Raw genomic sequence first — 20,538 nt, 5'->3', positions numbered from 1 at the left:
GGTAGTTTATTTTTATGGCTATAAAAGTTTGCTGTGACTAAACAATCACCTATCTCAAAAGCTCAGAAGATGGCAACAGCTGAGAGCTGCGGTTACCGGATAAAACAACGCCTTTTTTTTGCTCCCTTCCTTGCCTCAGTTCCCTACTTTGCTCCAGCCTTGATAAGGGCTAGCGCACACTCGATATTGCCCCTCGCGGTTGCGATGGACAGCGAGGTGATGCCATCCGAAATCCGAGGGATGTTGAGATCCGCCCCGGCGTTGATCAGGAGTTTCACGCAATTGATGTTATTTTGTTGAGCTGCCATGAACAGTGCGGTGAGCCCATCCTCAGTTCGTGCGTTGAGATCCGCCTCGGCATTGATCAGGAGTTCCAAGCAGTCGCTATTGCCTTTCACAGCAGCGGCCAACAGTGGGGTGGAGCCATCCGAAGCCCGAGGGATGTTGATATCCACCCCGGCGTTGATCAGGAGTTTCACGCAGTTGGTGTTATTTTCTTGTGCAGCCGCGAAGAGTGGTGTGGTGCCATTCTTGGTCCGGGCGTTGAAATTCGCCCCGGCGTTGATCAGAAGTTTCACGCAGTCGGTATTGCCTCTCATAGCAGCGGCGAACAGTGGAGTGGCGCCATCCGAAGTCCGAGGGATGTCGAGATCCGCCTCGGCGTTGATCAGTATTTTTACGCAGTCGGCAAAGCCATTCACAGCAGCCAGGAACAGCGAGGTGGTGCCATCCCCATGCCAGGCGGTGTTGACGTTTGCCCCGACATTGATCAGGCGTTCTGCGACATCAGCGTGCCTCCAGCGGGATGCCAACATCAAGGCAGTGAGACCATTAGTCATAACAGCATTAACATTGACGCCTTCTGCCACTGACCTCTCCACCTGACCCAGATCCCCGATTATACAGGCAAGATAAAACCTCTGATCGGGGAAAAATGTATCCGGGTGAGATTCATTGGTGTTCTGATTTACCAGAGGCATCGGGTCTTGCCGACACATCGCGCACTGTCGCGAGCCGATGGGTTGTTCAACAAAAGACTTCGAAATACAGTCCAGATCGAAAAGTTGGCCACAACATTGGGTTTTGACGACCACGGACGCTTTACTTCGGCCATGGAAGTGAGCCAGACAAATAGGACATTGATCAGCCTTCACTGTCCAAAGGGAGAGGGTAGCGAGCAATGCAACACTCAATAAGTAGAGCATCTGTGTTGGCCAATAAGTGGTCCGGGTCAGGTACAAAGAAACTATGATAGTTCATGTATATGGCAATCAAAGTTTGTAGTGACTAAATAGTCACCAATTTCAAAAACGCAGAAGATGGGAACACCTGAAGACCTTGGTTACTGGATAACACAACGTTTTTTTTCCGTTCTCGCATGCCAGCATCAAAGCAGTGAAACCATTATTCACAATGGCATCGACACTAATTTTCTCTGTCGATGACTGCTCCACCTGATCTGATTCCCCCGCAAAACAGGCTTAAAAAAACACGCGATCGGGAAAAAATCATCCGGGTAAGATTTGCCGCTGACCTCATTCACCACAGGCCCTGCATCAAAACTCTCGACCATGAAAATCAACCGAACAAACAGGAAAGGAAAATGAACAATAGTTGACATTTACTGTAAGCGATCGTAACTTTCAAACGACTGTTTGAAACTGTTGCTATAATTTTACAATCTGTTTCATAAATAAACACTAAAACATAAGACAACCCAGAGGTACCGTTATGCCAGACTATAAGGCCCCCCTGCGCGATATCCGGTTCGTTCGTGACGAGCTCCTGGGATATCAGGAACATTACGCCAGTCTCCCCGGTGGAGAAGAAGCTAGCCCTGATATGGTGGACGCCATCCTTGAAGAAGGTGCCAAGTTCTGTGAACAGGTTCTGGCCCCTTTGAATCAGGTCGGTGATGAGCAAGGCTGCACCTGGTCCGAGGACGGTGTAAAAACACCAGACGGTTTTAAAGAGGCTTACCTGCAATACGTTGAAGGCGGCTGGCCTTCACTGTCCAGTGATCCAGAATACGGTGGCCAGGGTCTGCCTTACTCTCTGGGTCTGGTTCTCAGCGAACTGATGGGAGAAGCCAACTGGGCCTGGGGCATGTATCCCGGACTCAGTCATGGTGCCATGAATACTTTGGAAGCCCATGGTACTGAAGAACAGAAGCAAGCTTACCTGACCAAGCTGGTATCCGGTGAATGGACAGGTACCATGTGTCTGACCGAGCCTCACTGCGGTTCTGACCTGGGTATGCTGCGAACCAAAGCCGAGCCTGCCGCTGATGGTACTTATAAAATTTCAGGTACCAAGATCTTTATTTCTGCCGGTGAACACGACATGGCAGACAATATTGTCCACATCGTTCTGGCGCGTCTGCCGGGTGCTCCAAAAGGTACCAAAGGGATCTCGCTGTTTATCGTTCCCAAATATCTGCCTGGCAAGCACGGTGAGAGCAATGGCGTAAGTTGTGGTTCCATTGAGCACAAGATGGGGATTCACGGTAACGCCACCTGTGTCATGAACTTTGACGAAGCAACCGGCTTCCTGATTGGTCCGGAAAACCGTGGTCTGCACTGCATGTTCACCTTCATGAATACTGCCCGCCTGGGTACGGGTATTCAGGGCCTGTCCCACGGTGAAATCGCCTTCCAGGGTGCTCTGCGCTACGCCCGCGAACGTCTGCAAATGCGCTCCCTGAGCGGTGCCAAGAACACTGAAGGTCCGGCTGACCCAATTATTGTGCACCCTGACGTACGTCGGATGCTGCTGACCATCAAATCCTTAACCGAAGGCAATCGTGCCCTTCTTTACTACACAGCCAAGAAAGCAGATCTGCTGCACAGTCCTGATGAAGCAGTGCGTGAACAGGCTGATAAGGAACTGGGCTTCCTGACACCTATCGTCAAGGCTTTCCTGACCGAAACCGGTTTTGAGTCCGCCAACCACGCACTTCAGTGCTACGGTGGCCACGGCTATATCAGTGAATGGGGTATGGAGCAGAACGTTCGTGACTGCCGTATTTCCATGCTGTATGAAGGAACTACCGGTATCCAGGCTCTGGACCTGCTGGGAAGAAAAATCTTCCAGAGCGGTGGTGAAACCATGAAGCCATTTACCAAGGAAATTCACAAGTTCTGTAAAGCTCACGCTGAAAACGAAGACCTGAAAGCCTTTGTTGAGCCACTGGCTGCCTTGAACAAGGAGTGGGGCGATCTCACCATGCAGCTGGGCCTGAAGGCGATGGAAAATCCTGATGAAGTGGGTGCGGCTTCCGTCGACTTCCTGATGTATTCCGGTTATGCGACTCTGGCTTATATGTGGGCTGATATGGCTCGCCTGGCCAAGGAGAAGCTGGCTGAAGGTACAACTGAAGAAGGCTTCTACAAAGCCAAGATTCAGACTGCACGTTTCTACTTTGAACGTATCCTGCCAAGAACACAGGCTCACAAATCTGCCATGTTGTCAGGCACAGCGAATCTGCTGGATATGGCTGAGGAAGATTTCGGTGAACTCTAATCCCGGATAAGAGTTTTCTGACAGGGGGTTGCTTCGGCAGCCCCTTTTTTTATGTCTGAACACTAGGAGCCTGACCGAGAATGGCGTAACTAGATCCCCAGAGGCTCTCTAAAATTTCAGGATGAGCAAAAAACATCCAATTTTTGGTGTAATTTTGCTCATTTTTGCAAATTTAGGCCTTTTCACAGCCTTTATGCCGCTTTTTTAACCCCTTTTAAATTCTCAAGACGGATTGATCCCGTTGAAGCGGCCTTCACAAATTTTTTGAAATTGTGTGCCGTGCATACCAGTGAGAACTCTGCTTCTACCTTCTCTTTACCACGAAGGCTAAAACTCCTGAACCCTGAGTTTTTTATATGACCAAACGGTGGCTCTGCAATGACCTTACGACGCTCATAGATTGCTTTCGCACTGGCTGTCTCCATTTTCTTGTTCATACGTTGCCGCGCGGGCTCAAACTTGTCTGTGCGGATGACCCTGCCAGCATCCTTTTTTGAGCCACTGCATTGTGAACGGTAAACACACTTCCTGCATGCGTCCTTGTTCGCCCGGTAACTCTGCCTCTTGGCCTTGCTGTCTGGGTTAGTTATCAGCTTCTCCCCAGCCGGACAGATAAACACATCCATTTCTGCATCGTAGTCAAAATCTGCTTTGACAAACTTACGCTCAGAGTCCTTAAGCTGGGTATCTGCTGGCTTCTCTTTTCTGTCGGTGGCTATGTAGCCATCTATTTCATGCTTATCCAGCACATGCAGGTTTGGCCCTGAGAAATAACCATTATCCATGCTCACCTTATCCACTACAGCACCATCGGTTGTCTCAGACAGTGCTTCCAAAGCAGGCTCTGCCTCCTGAACATCATTGGCTTGCTGGCTGATGTGCTGGCCGACGATGATCTGATTATCAGCATCTACGGTGATTTGAGCATTGTAGCTGTACTCACAGTAACTTTTCTTGCTCATGATCCGGGCATCATGGTCTGCAAAGCTTATCTGCCTTTTGTCGTCAATAGGCTCATCAGGGTTCAGGGCTTTTTCGCGTTCTTCAAGGGCTTCTTTGGCCGCTTTGATTTTTTTCAGACGCTCCTCTTTAAACTGGAGGTCTTCAGGAATGCTGTAGCCGTTGCTTGCTTTGTAGGCGTCGTCTTCTTCCTGGTCGCACTGACTGGCTTTTTTGATCAGCTCATCCACTTCTGCACTGAGTTCTGCCTCTTTAGCCTTGAGCCTTCCGTAGGTCATGGCCTTGTGCTTTGAGCTGTTGGCTTTGAACTTGGAGCCATCCAGGCTGATATGGCCCAGTGATGCCATTTTGAGCTCCATGGCCAGTTTGACGGACTGTTTGAAGCAGTCATGAAAAAACGACAGATTTTCCTTACGAAAATCTCCCAGAACCCTGAAATTTGGGCAGTTCATTTGTGAGATATACATGAACGCCAGATCTTGTCGACACCGTCGCTCAATCTGACGGGAGCTGAAAACACCATGGCTATAGGCGTAGATCAGAATAGCGACAATGAGCTTTGGAGGGTAAGCGTGCTGACCAAGGTGGTGATATTTTTTTTCAACCTCAGACGTATCGATGTTCTGAAAAATGCTTTCATAAACGAAACAATCATGGTCTTTGGGAAGCAGGTCGAAAATGTTGGTTGGGAACAGCAGATGCTGGTCAAACTCAACAGGGCTGTCCTTGAATTTTGGTGGTGGTGACATCTGGCATCATCGGAGTTGGTTTAAGGCTTATCATAACAGATAAGCCTATTCTCGGTCTAATGGGATGGTCCGCCCCTCCTAAACGGCTTCAAATGAGCCAAAATGGAGTTAACCATTTAAACAGGATTAACCGGAGCGAACCACCCATGACTATTTCAGTACTTGGTATCGATATTGGCAAGAACAACTTTCACCTGTTTGGTGTTGATGAGCAGGGTAGCAAAGTCATCAGAAAGAAGTCGTCCAGGAAGAACCTTCTAGAGTACGTGGCAAATCTGGAGCCATGCATTATCGCTATGGAAGCTTGTGGTGGTGCTCACTATTTGGCTCGGTTATTCAAGAACTATGAGCATACTGTCAAGCTGATTTCACCTCAATTTGTCAAGCCTTATGTCAAGACCAACAAAAATGACTACAACGATGCTGAAGCGATTGCAGAAGCAGCTTCACGGCCCAGCATGCGTTTTGTACCTGTTAAAACATCAGAGCAGCAGGCCTGGCAACTTCTGCACCGCTATCGTCAACAAGCGGTTGATCAGAGAACTGCCCTGGTTAACCAGATCCGGGGGTCACTATTGGAAGAAGGTATTGTAGTTGCCCAGGGTATTGGTAAAGTTCGTGCACAGCTTCCACGAATTCTGGAAGATGCTGAAAATGGACTCCATTCGCTGACTCGTGAGCTGCTACATGGTTTATCAGAAGAGTTGGCCAGTCTTGACAAGCGTATTCAACAGTATGACCAGAAAATTCAGGAGCTAGCAAAAAACGACGACGAATGTCGTCGAATGATGACTATGCCGGGTATCGGAGCCATCACTGCCACAGCATTGAAGGCAGCCATTGGTGATGCGACGTATTTTAAATCTGGTCGACACCTTGCCGCATGGATGGGATTAGTTCCAAGACAGCATTCCACAGGCGGTAAGTCAGTCCTGCTGGGCATCAGTAAACGGGGTGATAAATACCTGCGCACATTATTGATACACGGCGCACGTTCGGTACTCCACTGCCTCAAAAATAAGGATGACCGCTGTAAAAAATGGGTTAGCCAACTTAATGAGCGCAGCAATCACAACGTTGCCGCCGTTGGTCTGGCTAATAAAATGGCTCGGATTGTCTGGGTCATCATGACCCGAAATGAAGTTTACAAGGCTGCATAATGAAGTAAAGGCGGCAGCGGCAAAGTAAAGCATAAGCTTAATCAAAGGGGACCCCCCCGCAGATTGCGATGAGCATGTACAGTTGATGGCAAACAGGTAAAAACCGGCAACCTGAAACCTGATAGGAGCCTTGACCCTTGAGGCCGTCGGACTGATAAGGCCAGGTTGCGCGGATACCCATCAGGGCCAGAGGGTTAGACCTCATGAATAGGCCGTATATATGATTGCAGTTATCTTTGTTTGCTAATTAACAAAACAGGCTCTTGCAAAACGGGGCGGACCATATAAGGCTCCTAGGAAGTTTCATCGAGAATAACAAAACTGAGGAGGGTAACGGGAAGAGCGATTAGCATCACAATGTGTATAACCGGATTAATCAGCATTAACAGTCCGGCTGCGATCCAGATGTTTTTGACAATCTTTTTCTTGGCTCGATAAGAGCCAGTCAAGGTTCGACGATAAAAGTGACGTTTATCGGGCAGCTGATCCTGCATCCAGTCTGGCTGCCATGTGATTTTCAGCATCATGCTGATCAGGGTTATAAGATACCGCATAAACATTCCTTTGAAATATGCGCAGTTATTTAATAAAAATGCAGTCTGGTGATTTTTTTCCAGACACTGTTTTGAGTCTAATGTTTTTTGCCTAACCTCCAACGCTGGTCTATAAAAAAACACGGCATTAGTCCTTTTTCAAAGTCCGTGGAGATATAAGTACCTAACCGGAGCTGTATTAGGCGAGGCGATGAGCAAGCAGAAAACACTAATAAATCCCTTATCGGGCTTTTTTAAGCAATCCATTAATTCTTTCTTACAGATATTTCTTCTTTTGATACCCTGCGGCTTGAAAGTGCAAGCGGCTGAAAATAATGAAATGAACTACGAGCTTCGGGCTCATCAGGGGCATTTGCAATGGTTAGAGCCGACAGACATTCTATTGGCTGTTGACACAGACCTTAAAAACTTGCAGATCAGGGATGAGGGCTCGCATGGGAAAGAAGAACTCGTTTCAGTCACTGCAGACACTTCTTTGCCTTATGACAGTTTTAACAAGGAGACAGATTGGGTCGATCAAATTTGGGGTCGTCCTTCCAGAGATCATCTTTACCTGGGCATGTGGACCTTTCATCTTGAGGGTGGTGATGATCAGGAAAGCAACAATAAGCTGATCGCTTTCTCCTATGAAGGTTATTACGGCGCAACTCTCATTAATACTCACTGTGACAGAGTCTGGTCTGGAGGTGTGCAGCGAACTCTGTATCAACAAAAATATGGAGCCTTTGATATAGAGGCAGGGTATCGCGCAGGGATTGTCTATGGATATAAGGAATATCTAAGCCGTGTCTTCCCTCTGGTTCAGGCCGTACTCGACATCGACTATAAGGGGTTTGGTGTTGAGTTATCCTATGCGGCGGTGGTTTTCTCTGCGGGTTTTTATTACCGTTTCTAATGCCCTGAACGTTTGCCACCCTTATCAAAAAATACCACAAATTGGAGATGTCGTTTTTTTGTAGTTAAAAATTCAAACGTTAGTTTAAAACATTCCTTTTAGCCCCTGTTCCTCTGGGGTAAAATGACCGGACACTGATTAAAAACATTAAAATTTCAGGAGTGTCCCCCATGGCAGACTATCAGGCACCTCTCCGTGATATGCGCTTTGTAATGTACGAAGTGTTCAATACCGACAAGCGATGGAGTCAGTGGCCTGCTACCCAGGAAGTGGTTGATCGTGAAACGGCTGATGCTTTCCTGGAAGAAGGTGCCAAACTGGCTGCGAGAACAGTGGCTCCTCTCAACCGGGAAGGTGATGAGGAAGGTTGCCACTGGAGTGAAGAAGGCGTTACCACTCCGAAAGGCTATAAAGAAGCCTATCGGTTGTTTTCAGAAGCTGGTTTGACAGGCATCGCGGGCAATCCCGAGTATGGTGGTATCGGGATGCCAAAAGCACTGAGTGCACAATTTGATGAAATGTTCAGCAGTGCCAGCCTGGCCTTTATCCTCTACCCGAGCCTGACATCCGGTTCTGCGCTGGCGATTGATGCCCACGCCAGCGAAGAGCTTAAGTCCCTTTATCTTCCCAGACTCTATTCCGGCGAATGGACGGGAGCTATGTGCCTGACTGAGTCACACAGTGGAACAGACCTGGGTATAATCAGAACCCGGGCGGAAGATAATGGTGACGGTTCCTACAACATTACCGGCACCAAGATTTTCATTACTGCCGGTGAGCATGATCTGACAGAAAACATCATTTATCTGGTTCTGGCCAAATTGCCCGATGCACCTGCCGGACCCAAAGGTATTTCCATGTTCCTGGTACCCAAGGTAAATGTGAATGAAGATGGGACTCTGGCAGATAGAAACCAGGTTCACTGTGGTTCTCTGGAACACAAAATGGGGATCAAGGGTTCAGCCACCTGTGTCATGAACTTTGATGGCGCCAAAGGTTACCTGGTGGGAGATGTTAACAAGGGTCTTAACGCTATGTTCACCATGATGAACTATGAGCGACTCTTTGTCGGTATTCAGGGACTGGGCACCAGTGAAATGTCTTATCAGTCAGCTCTCGAATATGCTCTGGACAGAGTTCAGGGCCGGGCAGCTACCGGTCCGCAACAGCCTGAAAAGGCTGCCGATCCGATCATTGTGCATGGCGATGTTCGAAGAATGCTGCTTAACATGAAAGCTCTGAACGAGGGTGGGCGAGCTTTTTCAACCTATGTCGCGAATCTGCTGGATACCGCCAAGTTCAGCCCGGATGAAACAGAAAGAAACCAGGCTTCAGATCAGGTGGGCCTGTTGACCCCCGTTGTGAAAGCGTTCCTGACCGATATGGGCCTTGAAAGCTGTGTTTCCGGTCAGCAGGTATTTGGTGGTCATGGTTACATTCGTGAGTGGGGACAGGAGCAACTGGTCAGGGATGTTCGTATTGCCCAGATTTATGAAGGCACCAATGGCATTCAGGCACTGGATCTGCTGGGTCGCAAGATCGCTATGAATGGTGGTACCTCATTCAAACAATTTGCCGCTAATGTCAGGCGTTTTATTGCTGAAGGACAAGGCGATGAGTTCACTGCTCCTCTGGAAGCAGCTCTGGTCAAACTTGAGACCCTGACAGATGATCTGCTGAGTCAGGCTGCCAATGATCCGAATGTGATTAATTCCAGCTGTAATGATTATCTGCATGCGTTTTCATACGTTTGTTATGCCTGGATGTGGGCGATGATGGTAAGAGAAGCTCAAGCCAAGTTGTCAGCAGGCACTCAGGAAGATGAATTTTATCAGGCCAAGATTATTACTGCCCGATACTTTTACCAGCGTTTATTGCCCAGAATGGAAGGTTTACTCGTTTCTGCAGCTTCTGGAACAGAAGCGCTTTATGAATTGTCGGCTGAACAATTTTGATAGCGAATAGTTTCCACATTTAATCAATCAATAAAGCCTTTCTTCACTCGGGTGTTGAAAGGTTTTTTCATTTTTGGGTAATTGTCTATGATTAAAGTACTGGGCTATCAATCTACATGGAATGTAGAGGCAGGGACGCAAAATAATGAGCAGGATGCTCACAGGGAGTCAGCCCGGTATTCATTAACCTCGCAATGCGAGGTTTTTCTTTTCTGGGAAAAAATTAATTATGGCTCAGAGTGATTTAAGTGCCTCAGTGGTTTTAATCAAAGCCTCTTCGAGCTCAGGAATTAAGTGAATGGCATTGGAGAGCTGATTATCTTTGCCCATTTTTTCCACTTCCAGTGCAATACCCGTCAACAGTGTTGCACCAAAGTTATTACTACTGGACTTTAATGTATGGGCTGCCCGAATCATAACCTGTAAGTCTGCTTCTTTTGAGGCGTTCTGAATGTCTTTCAACAGTGATGGAGCATCTTCAAGATAGCTTTCAACAAGGCTGTCAAATTCGTCTTCCATGATGTCTTTCAGGGTATCCAGAGTGGCCATATCCAGAATCGGGTCTTGATCTTCTGTTTCAAGGCTTTCTTCCAGCTCAAGGCTGTCTTCTGTTTCTATCTTTTCGGAAACAGGTTTAATATCTGATTCGAAATCATTGTCATTAAAATCATTAATCAGCCATTGGCTCAGTTTCTCTTTGAGGGTATTGGTCTTAATGGGCTTGCTCAAATAATCGTCCATGCCGGATGCCAGACATTTCTCCCTGTCTCCCTGCATGGCATTGGCAGTCAGGGCAATAATGGGAGTGCGTGGCAGGTTATGAGCACTTTCTCGTTTTCTTATCAGGCCGGTGGCTTCATAGCCACTCATTGCCGGCATCTGGCAGTCCATGAGTATCAGATCATAAGTCTGATTATGGCTCATACTGACTGCTTCATTGCCATCTGCTGCAATGTCAGTTTGATTTAATCCGATTTTTTTTAACATACTGACAGCGACTTTCTGGTTAACCAGGTTGTCCTCAACCAGAAGAATTCGAATGTGATGACTAAAGGCATTCTCGTCGACAGTCAGTCCTGTTATGTCTTGCGGAGCATGACTGGTATTGTCAGGCTTGAGTGTCTGAGAGTCAGATACATTCAGGTCCAGAACAAATGAGAACGTAGAGCCCAGGTTCAAAGCACTGGATACCTTGACCTCACTGCCCATCAGCTCTAGTAACTGTCTGGATATCGTGAGCCCCAGGCCGGTACCACCAAACTTGCGGGTGGTGCTACCGTCGGCCTGGGTAAAGGCTGAGAACAGATTGGTCAGTACATCGGGTGCGATACCAATACCGGTGTCTTTTACTGAAAATTCCACTTTGACCCGGTTTTCCCTGGCTTCCAACATATTCAGTCGGACAATCACCTCACCTTCTTCAGTAAACTTGACAGCATTACCCACAAGATTGGTGAGTACCTGTCTCAGTCGTACCGGATCTCCCTGCAAAATAGCAGGTAGATCTACATCGGTATAACAGCTTAAATCCAGACCTTTTTCTCGGGCTTCGACTGCCAGAAGGGCACAGATATCCTCAGCGATCTCTGCAGGGTTCATGTTAATGGATTCAATATCCATCTTTCCTGCTTCAATTTTGGAAAAATCGAGGATGTTGTTAATAATCAGCAGCAACACATCTGCGGAGTTATAGGCAGTCTCCAGAAAGTCCTGCTGTGCTGGATTAAGGTGTGTATCTTTTAACAACTCCAGCATACCCAGAACGCCATTCATAGGCGTGCGGATTTCATGACTCATATTGGCGAGAAAAGCGCTTTTAGCCTTGGCTGCTTCAAGGGCTGCTTCCTTGGCTTCATGCAGTTCAGAAATATTATCTTTAAGTTCGCGGTTGGCACTGTGTAACTCTCTGGTTCTTTCGGCAACAGAAGCTTCGAGATTTTCGCGATGTTGTTGCAGTCTCTTGTCCCGTTCTTTTATCTGCATCAGCATTTCGTTGAAGCAGTCGTACAGCTGACCAATCTCATCGTTATCAAATTTTTGAACCTGATGATCATACTGTTCGTTTTTGGTCATCTGGGAGATGGTGTTGGCTAGCTCAGTAATGGGTTTAGCCAGTAATCTCTGCAGTTTTGAGGCAAGAATAGAGGTCAGAATGATAGAGATCAGGGCGGCTAACAAGGCTAAAAAAAGGTTTTCAGTCAGCTCTATATACAGAGGTGACAGATCACCCTGAATGTAGATAGCACCAATCAATTGTTGATCGAGAACAATGGGGCGGTACAAGTGGAGACGGGTACTGCTGAAAAGAGTAACAGGACGTTCAGGGTCTTTTATTGAGAAGGCCCAGGGACTTTGATTGGAACGATGATAGGCAGCAATCTCTTCACCGTCAGCATTTAAAAGAAAAGCGGATTGAACATGGGGAGCGCTGCCAAAACCGGTTAACAGTTTTTTGGCAGAGTTTTCATCCCCAAAAAGCAGAGCGGCATGAGCATTGGAACCTACAACCTCTGCCAGAGTTTCCATATGTTCAACCAGAGAGGCCCTGGACTTCATAAGATCGCTGATACTCTGAATGGACAAAGTTACCAGAAGTACCGCATACGCCGTGATGAGCATGGCATAACGCAATTTTCGCTTGATAGGCAGATTTCTGAACGTCACCATGATTGATTGCTTGACTGAAAAAGGTTTTCATCCCGAATGGGATGAAAACGAGTGACTAATGTTTTTCGTGTGGCTTTTTTACTCAATGACTTTGGCCAGACTTTTTAGTTGAGAGCTGATCTTCAGACCTGACTTATCCACAGAGGATTTGTTAATGGTGAAGTTGATCTTCTTCCCCTTCCGAGCCAAACCAATTAATCCACCCTGCTCGGCAAATGAACGACCGTCACTTATGGTTAGAATAGGCTTGCCATTAAGACTACGGGTCATTTTTGAAGAGGAAGCCTGGTCAATGCTGTGGATATACAGAATGTCGCACAGCTTATCCACAGGCGCATTCAAATCTTTTCGGGTGACAGAAAGGCGTCTGCCCATACTGCTTTTACGGTTAATTTTGACCAACTCACTATTAATTGAACCTTCTCCAATAATACAGAGAGTGAGGCTTTGCTTTTTCTTTGGCCAGCTCACGAATTTGGTGATTTTATAAACAATGGCTGTTTTGACCTTGTCCTCCGGTGTGCCAGCTTTGACTGCACTGGTAAAGAACATCACCGACAAACTGGCCGTTATCAGCAGCAGTCTTATGTTTGATTTGATCATGTTGATTGGCATCGGCATGAAGTAATCCTCCTTCATCCGATTAAAATTGCCAGCGAATCTGGGCGTACCATGATTCCCGGGTTTCTGTTGGTGCCATACCACTCAGAGGTTCGTAGAACTCCCGGTGGTGATTCCTGAAGAGATTCTGTCCCACAATTGAGAACTCAAGACCGTCCCCAAGCTTTTTCGCGACTCGCATATCCAGCGATGTGTTGGCTCCGATACTGGCATTTTTCAAGTTGTCCATGTAGCGGACCCAGAAGTCAAAATACCACTGATTAGGCAGGTTCATTGTGGATCGAATGTTTGCTGTGTGGGAGGCGCTCAGATCTTCGACAATTACTTCATTGACTCTCAGGATGCTGGTTCTTTCCTTATTTGGCCATGCATCGACCTGGAGCCAGCTGTAATTAAACTGAAGTTTCCACCAGTCTTTTGCCTGCCAGTCCGCTACAACTTCCATTCCGTAGGTTCTTACATCAAGTCCATTGATGAGAGTGGCCGGGATTTCGAAGAAGCCGAGGGAAGGATCAGTGTTGGAGCACAGGTTTTGTAGTGAAAGGAGTGGAAAGGTAGAGCTACCGTTGGGGCACTGATTAATATCAACATAGGCAATGATATCTTCGTACTGATTGTAAAACGCAGTAATATCGAGACGAAAGCTATTACTAAATTGTTCACGGTAACCTACTTCCAGAGCGGTCAGTTTTTCTGACTTCAGGTCTGGATTACCTTTGATCGGAATCACGTATTTAACAGGACTGGTATCATCAATCGTAATACCGTCAGTCTGTAATGCGGTCTCACTGATGGAGGGGGTTTTTACCGCCTGAGACAGAGCCGTCCAGAAAGTCCTGTTTTCAGTGGGCTTCCAGGTTAACCGAGCGTTAGGCTGAACCTCATAGCCTGTGAAACTGTTGTGCTCGAAACGTGAGCTGAGGGTGAAGGTCCACTGGTCATTGAGCGTGATGTCATCCTGGATAAAGGCACTGAATAACTCCGTTTTTTTCGAGTCTTTGCCTTCAAGCAGAAACATATAGGGGGTGTTTTCTACCTCGTACCAGGTGGTTCTGTAGCCGAGTCCCCAGACCAGATCGTGCTTGCCCCAGAACTGATAGTAGTGCTGAAACTCAAAATCAACCGTGTCACGTTTTTCAGCAATCCGGTAATCAAAGTTCTGGTAGTTATCGTAGATCGCTCTGAAGGAGAAATCATGAGTTTCACTCAGGGTTCTTTTCCAATAAGCGCCCAGATTTCCACCACGTTGATCCCGACTGAGCCCCTCAACAATAAATCCGTTAGTCAGTTGAGGGGAGAGTGCCTGAGATTGGTCTAACAGGCGCAAGGGAGGTCGGGTGGTTCCCTCGTAAAGGTCTCCCTGAACTGTCATCTCTGAGTCAGAGGTTGTTTTCCACTCTGATTTGAAACCGGCTCTGCGCATATTCCAGTCATCAGAGGTATCTTTACCTTCAGCATCAACCTGACCATCTCGTTCGAAGGCTTTTGCATAAACACGGTAGAAACCGGTTTCCCCAAACTCGCCACCATGACGATAGGCTCCGAAGGCCTTTTCCTGAGTGCCTGCGCCGGCTGAAATCAGGTTCCCCTGGGTGTCTGCTGCTTTCTTGGTAATGACGTTAATGACACCGTTGACGGCATTGGCTCCCCAGAGTGCTGCTCCGGGTCCCCGGATAACCTCAATCCGGTCGATGTCTTCCATCACGGTGTCCTGAACATCCCAGTTCACACCAGAAAACAGCGGGGAGTAAACGGTTCTGCCATCAATCAGAACCAGCAGTTTGTTAGCGAAGATGTAGTTAAATCCGCGGGTACTGATTGACCAGGTGTTGGCGTTGAGTTTTGCCACCTGCATGCCCGGCACCATTCTCAGGGCTTCTGGAATGGAAGTGACGCCGCTGCGACGAAGGTCTTCATTGGTGATGACATAGATAGCGGCAGCGGAATCCATCAGACGCTGCTTTTTTCGGGATACCGACGTGACATCTGGAATCTCCATGGAAATCAGCTCTTCAAGGCTGAGTTCAAAAAGATCCTCGTCTTCCTGTGATTCGGCGATAGCCTGACTGCCTGCGAAAATACATGAGGCCAGCAGTGTGGGTAGAAATTTAGTGTTCAAGGTTCCGCTCCGTGGATTTAAATCCCAACACTGCTGAAGTTGAAGATTCAAAAAAAGGTCTTCTTTAAACCCTAGCTGACCTGTAGAAATTTGAATTGGAAAAGCCGGATTCTGCACATTGGGCAGATAAAGGTGCTTTCCAGGGGATAAAGGGTGCAGGCTCGAAAGAGCCTGCGATTGGCCATTTATTCGTCTCTGGCATCCAGTACAGCAGCACCGGCATCGAGAATGCCGGCGCCACAACGACGGGTATTACAGGTACCACCAGAAAAAGAACGGGCATTGAGTTTAATGATCTCTTCCACTCTGGCCGGTGTGATATTGGGGTTGACTGAGTATATGAGCGCCGCTACTCCGGCAACATGGGGAGTGGCCATGCTGGTGCCCTGATAATACTCGTAATTATCCCGGGTAGCCGAAGTGGCACCCGCATTGGCTGTGGAAAGGATACCGTTTCCGTAATAGCGAGTCTCTCCACCAGGTGCTGAAATATCCACATGACTGCCAAAGTTTGAATACCAGCTGCGGTTGCCGCTGCGATTAATAGCACCCACTGTAATCACATTTTGACAGTTGGCTGGCGTGACATAAGCGGCGTTGGTGTTTTCATTACCCGCTGCGACAACGACGGTCACCCCGGCATTGACCACTTCATTGATGGCATTTTGATAACTGCGGGGGCAGCCGTAGGAATAACCACCGAGACTCATATTAAGGACTTTTACCGGGTTGTTATTACGAGTCATGCCGTAAACATCCAGTCCGGCTGCCCAGCGCATGGCATCAATAATATCTGAGGTGTAACCGCCGCATCGGCCCAGGGCGCGCAGAGGCATGATTTTGGCATTCCAGGCAACACCCGCCACGCCAGTGCTGTTGTTTGATTCTGCCGCAATGGTGCCGGAGACGTGGGTTCCATGCCAGCTGCTCTCGGTGGGGGACGATGGCACCGGTTCTCCATTGGCATAGCCACAGGCTCCGGCTGAAGTGACAGCATCGCCTGAATCAGTGGCATTAGTGTCACGGCCGCCACCGTCATTGGCCATCCACGCCTGTGATATGAAATCATGGCCTGACACTACATTGCCATCCAGATCCTTGTGATAGACGATGCCAGTATCTATAACGCCCACAACAACATTCGCACCTGTTGTCGTATTCCAGGCGGCGGGCAGATTAATGCCTGCTGTGGATTCAAAATAATGCCATTGCTCGTTGTAGCGTGAATCATTGGGCACGCGCATGATTTGCATAATGTAGTCTGGTTCAGCGAAGGCAATCTGAGGATCGTCTTCCAGACCCTCTGCCAGTGCCTGGACCTCATTAATGTTCAGGCTGCTGCCAATCTCAAGAATGTCTTTCTGCTTACCCGCAGCAACACCAAAGGAGCCATAACTGACTCCCTGCTTGATGAATGCCATGGCATTGCCTTCGGTGGGTTTGGGGTGATATTTAACAATGATTCGGTCGGTAACCTGACGGGGAGCTGTCGCGTTTTCTATTTCCTGGCTCGAGGCCATCAGGGGAGTGAATCCGAGAAAAGTCAGTATTAAAGCAATCCTTGCTTTCATGGCGAGATATCCTTACCTCTGGTTATTATTGGCGTGGTTAAATCAGTATGGTTGAAGATAAACAGCACGACACAGTATCTTCAAAAGAAGTGTCAGCCGGTCTGTAGTTATCTTCATTAATTTCTACTGAGCTTGGAGAGGCCGTTGATAAAGTGGCTGAAGGTTCGCCGACTATTTTTGTAGCTGCATAGATATTCGATTTAGAGATATAAATTCTCCAATAAATGGCAAAAATTACTATATAATTTAACTGAACGGTGCCAGCAGAAAAGCAGCCTTTGTCTGGGATTGCAGAAGTTCTCTCAGAGAAGTCTATCGAGTTCTTTTTATCAGTATCTACTCTTTCGACTGGGATGGCTGAATCGGTGCCAGCGATTTCGCTCAACTTTCTTCCTGGTGTTGTATCAACAATGGAAGCATGAGCGGAAGCTTTTCAGGCAATATCCGGATACGGAGTCATTGTCCGCAGGGAGGCGAGGATGATCCGCACTGCTTATTATGAAAATGCCACTGTTTCTAATCCTGAAGCTATTTTTATAGTCTGGTGTGAACGGCATTTTTTGCTCATGGCTGTATTAGCCCTGATGTTACTGTTCAGTTGCAATGCCATTGCTGACAAGAACATTTATACCGGCTGGTTCAGTAATAAAGCCGTCAGTGGTTACGATACGGTAGCTTACTTTACGGAAGCAAAAGCCGTTAAGGGCAATGCCCGGTTCAAATACAAGTACATGGGGGTAGAGTGGTACTTTTCCTCAGAAAAACACCTGAAGATTTTCAAGAAATCGCCCGATAAATATCGGCCTCAATACGGCGGTTACTGTGCCTGGGCTGTCGCCGAGAAAAAGCAAAGAGCACCGGGTGATCCGAATTATTGGAAAATTGTGGATAATAAGTTGTATCTGAATTATGACGCAGACATTCAGGGAAAGTGGCTGAAGGATATACCGGGCTTCATCAGGCTGGGGGATGCGAACTGGCCAACAATGATGGCTCATTAATCCAGGCAGCGCATGATTCAACAGCGAGGTCCTGGTATCTCGCTCATTTCTCAAATGCATATCGTCACAGTGTCTTCATATCCTGTTCACTGAATTGTCATTAACCCTTTCTAGTCTTGCTAATAAAGTTCAGCTTGTTCATTAAAAAAACAGGAAGCTGGCCAGCCTTATGAGCAGGAGCAAAGCGTTGTAGCTATCTACAGAAGAGGTATGGCTCAAATAGGCCCGTAGCTAAAAAAGCGAGAAAGGGAAAATAGGATGACTCCTCAACGTTCTCCGTTCAGACTTCCACAAAAAACACGGTCTGGCTTGCCTGAGGCTGCTGCCGAGTGGCTCCTGGGCCTGAAAACCATCGACCAGATTTATAAAAGAGAGGTGAATGAAGAATACCCCTCAGATGATTTTCTCAAGCTGGTACTGAAAATATTTAATATTCAGCATCAGGTGGCTTCAGGGCATCGGGATTCAATTCCGGCGACAGGCTCATCCGTTATAGTGGCCAATCATCCTTTTGGCGGAATTGAAGGCGTAGCCCTTGCTGATTTATTGTTGCAGGTTCGTCCTGATGTAAAAGTGCTGACGAATGAATTGCTGTGTCGAATTCATGAATTGAAAGAGCTGTTCATAGGCGTGGACATCATCAGCACCGATGCCCGAATGAAAAATGTAAATGCCATCGAAGAAGCCCGAAAATGGGTGGAAGAGGGTCATCAGCTGCTGATTTTTCCTGCCGGAGAAGTGTCCAGTCTGGATCTCTCTCTGAGGCAGGTCACCGATCCCAGGTGGAGAAATACCGCTGCCCGAATTATCCGGCAAACAATGGCCAAAGTGACACCGGTATTCATCGAAGGCCAGAATGGTTGGTTATTTCAGGCCATGGGATTGATTCATCCCCGTTTGAGAACGGCCAGATTGATCAGGGAGCTTCTAAACAAAAGAGGTTCAACCCTGAGCTTTCGCATAGGTCGAACACTGGATTATTCAGACTATCAATCCATGAGTTCTGACTCGGCACTGACCAATTATCTGCGTTTGAATACATACCTGCTATCCACACATGATCCGGCACAGACAAAACGGGTTTCCATGCCTCCAAAAGAACGAAAAATGCAGCCCATTGTCGATCCTGTTTCCCCTGAAAAGGTGAAAGCCAATGTTCAACAGTTGCCAGAGGAGTGCCTGCTGCTGGAAAAGGGTGAAATGAGTGTTTATTGTGCCGGTGCGGAGCAGCTGCTTGAAGTCTTGCCGGAAATTGGCCGTCTCAGAGAGGTGACCTTCAGAGGCGTGGGAGAAGGTACCGGTAAACCCAGAGATCTTGATCAGTATGATGAGGACTATCTGCATCTGTTTCTCTGGAATCAGAAAGAAGAAAAAATTATGGGAGCTTATCGGATCGGCCAAGTTGATCAGGTCCTTCGCTCCAGAGGCATCCATGGCATTTATTCCCGCAGTTTATTCCGCTACCACGCTGAGTTTATTCACAAGCTGGGCAGTTGTCTGGAGATGGGGCGGTCGTTTGTAGTGCCTGAATATCAGAGGAGTTTGAGTGCCCTGATGATGCTCTGGAAAGGGATTGGTGCCTATGTAGTTGCCAATCCATGTTACAAGGTACTGTTTGGACCCGTCAGCATCAGCAGTGATTACAGAGAGGTTTCCCGTCAGTTAATGGCGGGCTGCCTGTCTGTGAATAACTCGGACACTGTGCTTCGTGATCTGGTTCAACCGACAACCCCTCTGAAGCCGGGTAAAGAGCGCTTTTGGAATCAGTCCGATTTGATGGGATTGACGGATTTTGAAACCCTCTCTTCTCTGGTTCAGCAAATTGAGAAAGACAAGAAAGGTATACCGATCCTGTTAAAGCACTATTTGAAACTGAGCGGTGAGCTGGCAGCTTTCAATGTTGATCGCGACTTTAACAATGCCCTGGATGGATTGATTATTGTCGATCTTCTGAAAGTGGACGAAAGAACGCTTAATAAATACATGGGAGCCGCAGGCGCTAAAGCTTTCCTCGAATATAACCGGCCTGCGGCATAAGGCCTGTACTTTCGCTCACGGGTGCTGTGAATCAGTCATTGTTTGGGTGGATTCTTCAGTGCGGGCTCGATGCTGTCTGGTGGAGGTAGCTACACCAAAATTGACGGGCAAACTGACGCCCTCCTGCGTCAGTATCAGGGCGATCAGGGCAAGATGATGGGTGGTATGATTCTGCAGAAAGAGCAGCTCTCTGATGATACTGCTGCTGGTTTCAATGGGACTTCCCGAGTTCGTGACAGCCACCACTGATACGGTTTCGGGGTAATGTGACATATTCTGGCTACCGAGCAGGATGCGGAGATTTTTCAGGTAGTCCATGGCCTGCTCTATTGATTCTTCCAGCAGCTGATTCCGGGGACGATTGTCATAATCAATAGCACCGTAATCGAGCCCTTTGAAAAAGCAATGATAGAACTCAATAATGTGCCTGACATGGGTACCTACTGAACTCGACGAAAGCGATGTGCTCTTTTTATATTGCTCTTCGGAGAGATGGAGGAGCACTGACTCCAGCTCGGAGAGCGTGTTTATATTAAACTGGCGGGCATCGGTTAGTGTCATGATGATTCCAGATTTTTTTGTCGCGGATTCAGTCAGTCTGTCACAGTGACAAGCTCTTTGTACAGGTTCCAAACATGGGTCATGCCAACAGAATGTATTCGTCTTGAATGAAACATTGGCGAAGCCATAGTTTCTGGTTAGAATGCCTACCCTGATAAAAACAACA

The 20,538-nt window shown here is 47.6% G+C and carries 15 protein-coding genes; 6 read left to right on the top strand and 9 right to left on the bottom strand.

The genetic code is table 11. The annotated features are described in order from the left end of the window. Positions 1-143 precede the first annotated feature (143 nt). On the bottom strand, positions 144-1,205 hold the full coding sequence (locus tag ACOMHB_RS23715; protein WP_448218481.1) for an ankyrin repeat domain-containing protein: 1,062 nt from the start codon (positions 1,203-1,205) through the stop codon (positions 144-146). Positions 1,206-1,731: 526 nt separating this feature from the next. On the opposite strand from ACOMHB_RS23715, the gene ACOMHB_RS23710 reads away from it, so the two are divergent. Then, on the top strand, positions 1,732-3,522 hold the full coding sequence (locus ACOMHB_RS23710; protein WP_422139081.1) for an acyl-CoA dehydrogenase C-terminal domain-containing protein: 1,791 nt from the start codon (positions 1,732-1,734) through the stop codon (positions 3,520-3,522). A 191-nt stretch (positions 3,523-3,713) separates the two neighbouring features. On the opposite strand, the gene ACOMHB_RS23705 is transcribed toward ACOMHB_RS23710, so the two are convergent. Next, the gene (locus ACOMHB_RS23705; protein WP_448216038.1) at positions 3,714-5,231 is read right to left on the bottom strand and encodes an IS1182 family transposase; all 1,518 of its coding nucleotides are present in this window, start codon (positions 5,229-5,231) and stop codon (positions 3,714-3,716) included. Between the two features lie 146 nt (positions 5,232-5,377). On the opposite strand from ACOMHB_RS23705, the gene ACOMHB_RS23700 reads away from it, so the two are divergent. Next, on the top strand, positions 5,378-6,391 hold the full coding sequence (locus ACOMHB_RS23700; protein ID WP_448215063.1) for an IS110 family RNA-guided transposase: 1,014 nt from the start codon (positions 5,378-5,380) through the stop codon (positions 6,389-6,391). A gap of 293 nt (positions 6,392-6,684) precedes the next feature. On the opposite strand, the gene ACOMHB_RS23695 is transcribed toward ACOMHB_RS23700, so the two are convergent. Next, positions 6,685-6,945, bottom strand: coding sequence for a hypothetical protein (locus ACOMHB_RS23695; RefSeq protein WP_448218480.1), 261 nt, complete (start codon positions 6,943-6,945; stop codon positions 6,685-6,687). A gap of 319 nt (positions 6,946-7,264) precedes the next feature. On the opposite strand from ACOMHB_RS23695, the gene ACOMHB_RS23690 reads away from it, so the two are divergent. Next, on the top strand, positions 7,265-7,840 hold the full coding sequence (locus tag ACOMHB_RS23690) for a hypothetical protein (protein ID WP_448218479.1): 576 nt from the start codon (positions 7,265-7,267) through the stop codon (positions 7,838-7,840). A 170-nt stretch (positions 7,841-8,010) separates the two neighbouring features. After that, on the top strand, positions 8,011-9,795 hold the full coding sequence (locus tag ACOMHB_RS23685) for an acyl-CoA dehydrogenase C-terminal domain-containing protein (RefSeq protein WP_448218478.1): 1,785 nt from the start codon (positions 8,011-8,013) through the stop codon (positions 9,793-9,795). 234 nt (positions 9,796-10,029) lie between these two features. On the opposite strand, the gene ACOMHB_RS23680 is transcribed toward ACOMHB_RS23685, so the two are convergent. The 5 genes from ACOMHB_RS23680 to ACOMHB_RS23660 all read right to left on the bottom strand — a co-directional run bounded on the left by ACOMHB_RS23680 (position 10,030) and on the right by ACOMHB_RS23660 (position 17,158). Then, a complete protein-coding gene (locus ACOMHB_RS23680; RefSeq protein WP_448218477.1) occupies positions 10,030-12,462 on the bottom strand; it encodes an ATP-binding protein in 2,433 nt (810 codons plus the stop codon). 78 nt (positions 12,463-12,540) lie between these two features. Further along, a complete protein-coding gene (locus ACOMHB_RS23675) occupies positions 12,541-13,083 on the bottom strand; it encodes a YfiR family protein (protein WP_448218476.1) in 543 nt (180 codons plus the stop codon). 22 nt (positions 13,084-13,105) lie between these two features. Continuing rightward, positions 13,106-15,202: a TonB-dependent receptor plug domain-containing protein gene (locus ACOMHB_RS23670; RefSeq protein WP_448218475.1), complete on the bottom strand. Its 2,097-nt coding sequence runs from the start codon at positions 15,200-15,202 to the stop codon at positions 13,106-13,108. Between the two features lie 185 nt (positions 15,203-15,387). Beyond that, the gene (locus ACOMHB_RS23665; RefSeq protein WP_448218474.1) at positions 15,388-16,773 is read right to left on the bottom strand and encodes a S8 family peptidase; all 1,386 of its coding nucleotides are present in this window, start codon (positions 16,771-16,773) and stop codon (positions 15,388-15,390) included. 37 nt (positions 16,774-16,810) lie between these two features. Then, positions 16,811-17,158 carry a hypothetical protein gene (locus ACOMHB_RS23660; protein WP_448218473.1) on the bottom strand — a complete coding sequence of 116 codons (348 nt, stop codon included), beginning with the start codon at positions 17,156-17,158 and terminating at the stop codon, positions 16,811-16,813. Between the two features lie 94 nt (positions 17,159-17,252). Here ACOMHB_RS23660 and ACOMHB_RS23655 point away from each other — a divergent pair, with 94 nt between their 5' ends. Both ACOMHB_RS23655 and ACOMHB_RS23650 read left to right on the top strand, forming a co-directional pair. Further along, the gene (locus ACOMHB_RS23655) at positions 17,253-17,774 is read left to right on the top strand and encodes a YHS domain-containing (seleno)protein (protein ID WP_448218472.1); all 522 of its coding nucleotides are present in this window, start codon (positions 17,253-17,255) and stop codon (positions 17,772-17,774) included. Positions 17,775-18,032: 258 nt separating this feature from the next. Then, a complete protein-coding gene (locus tag ACOMHB_RS23650; protein WP_448218471.1) occupies positions 18,033-19,811 on the top strand; it encodes a bifunctional lysophospholipid acyltransferase family protein/GNAT family N-acetyltransferase in 1,779 nt (592 codons plus the stop codon). Positions 19,812-19,826: 15 nt separating this feature from the next. Here ACOMHB_RS23650 and ACOMHB_RS23645 read toward each other — a convergent pair whose 3' ends face one another. Then, positions 19,827-20,372 (bottom strand): DinB family protein, encoded by a 546-nt coding sequence (locus ACOMHB_RS23645; RefSeq protein WP_448218470.1) that lies wholly within the window; start codon positions 20,370-20,372, stop codon positions 19,827-19,829. Positions 20,373-20,538 lie beyond the last annotated feature (166 nt).

It is taken from the genome of Endozoicomonas sp. 2B-B, assembly GCF_053470045.1.
Note: the sequence above shows the minus strand (reverse complement) of the source record. Positions and strands in the feature narration are given on the sequence as shown.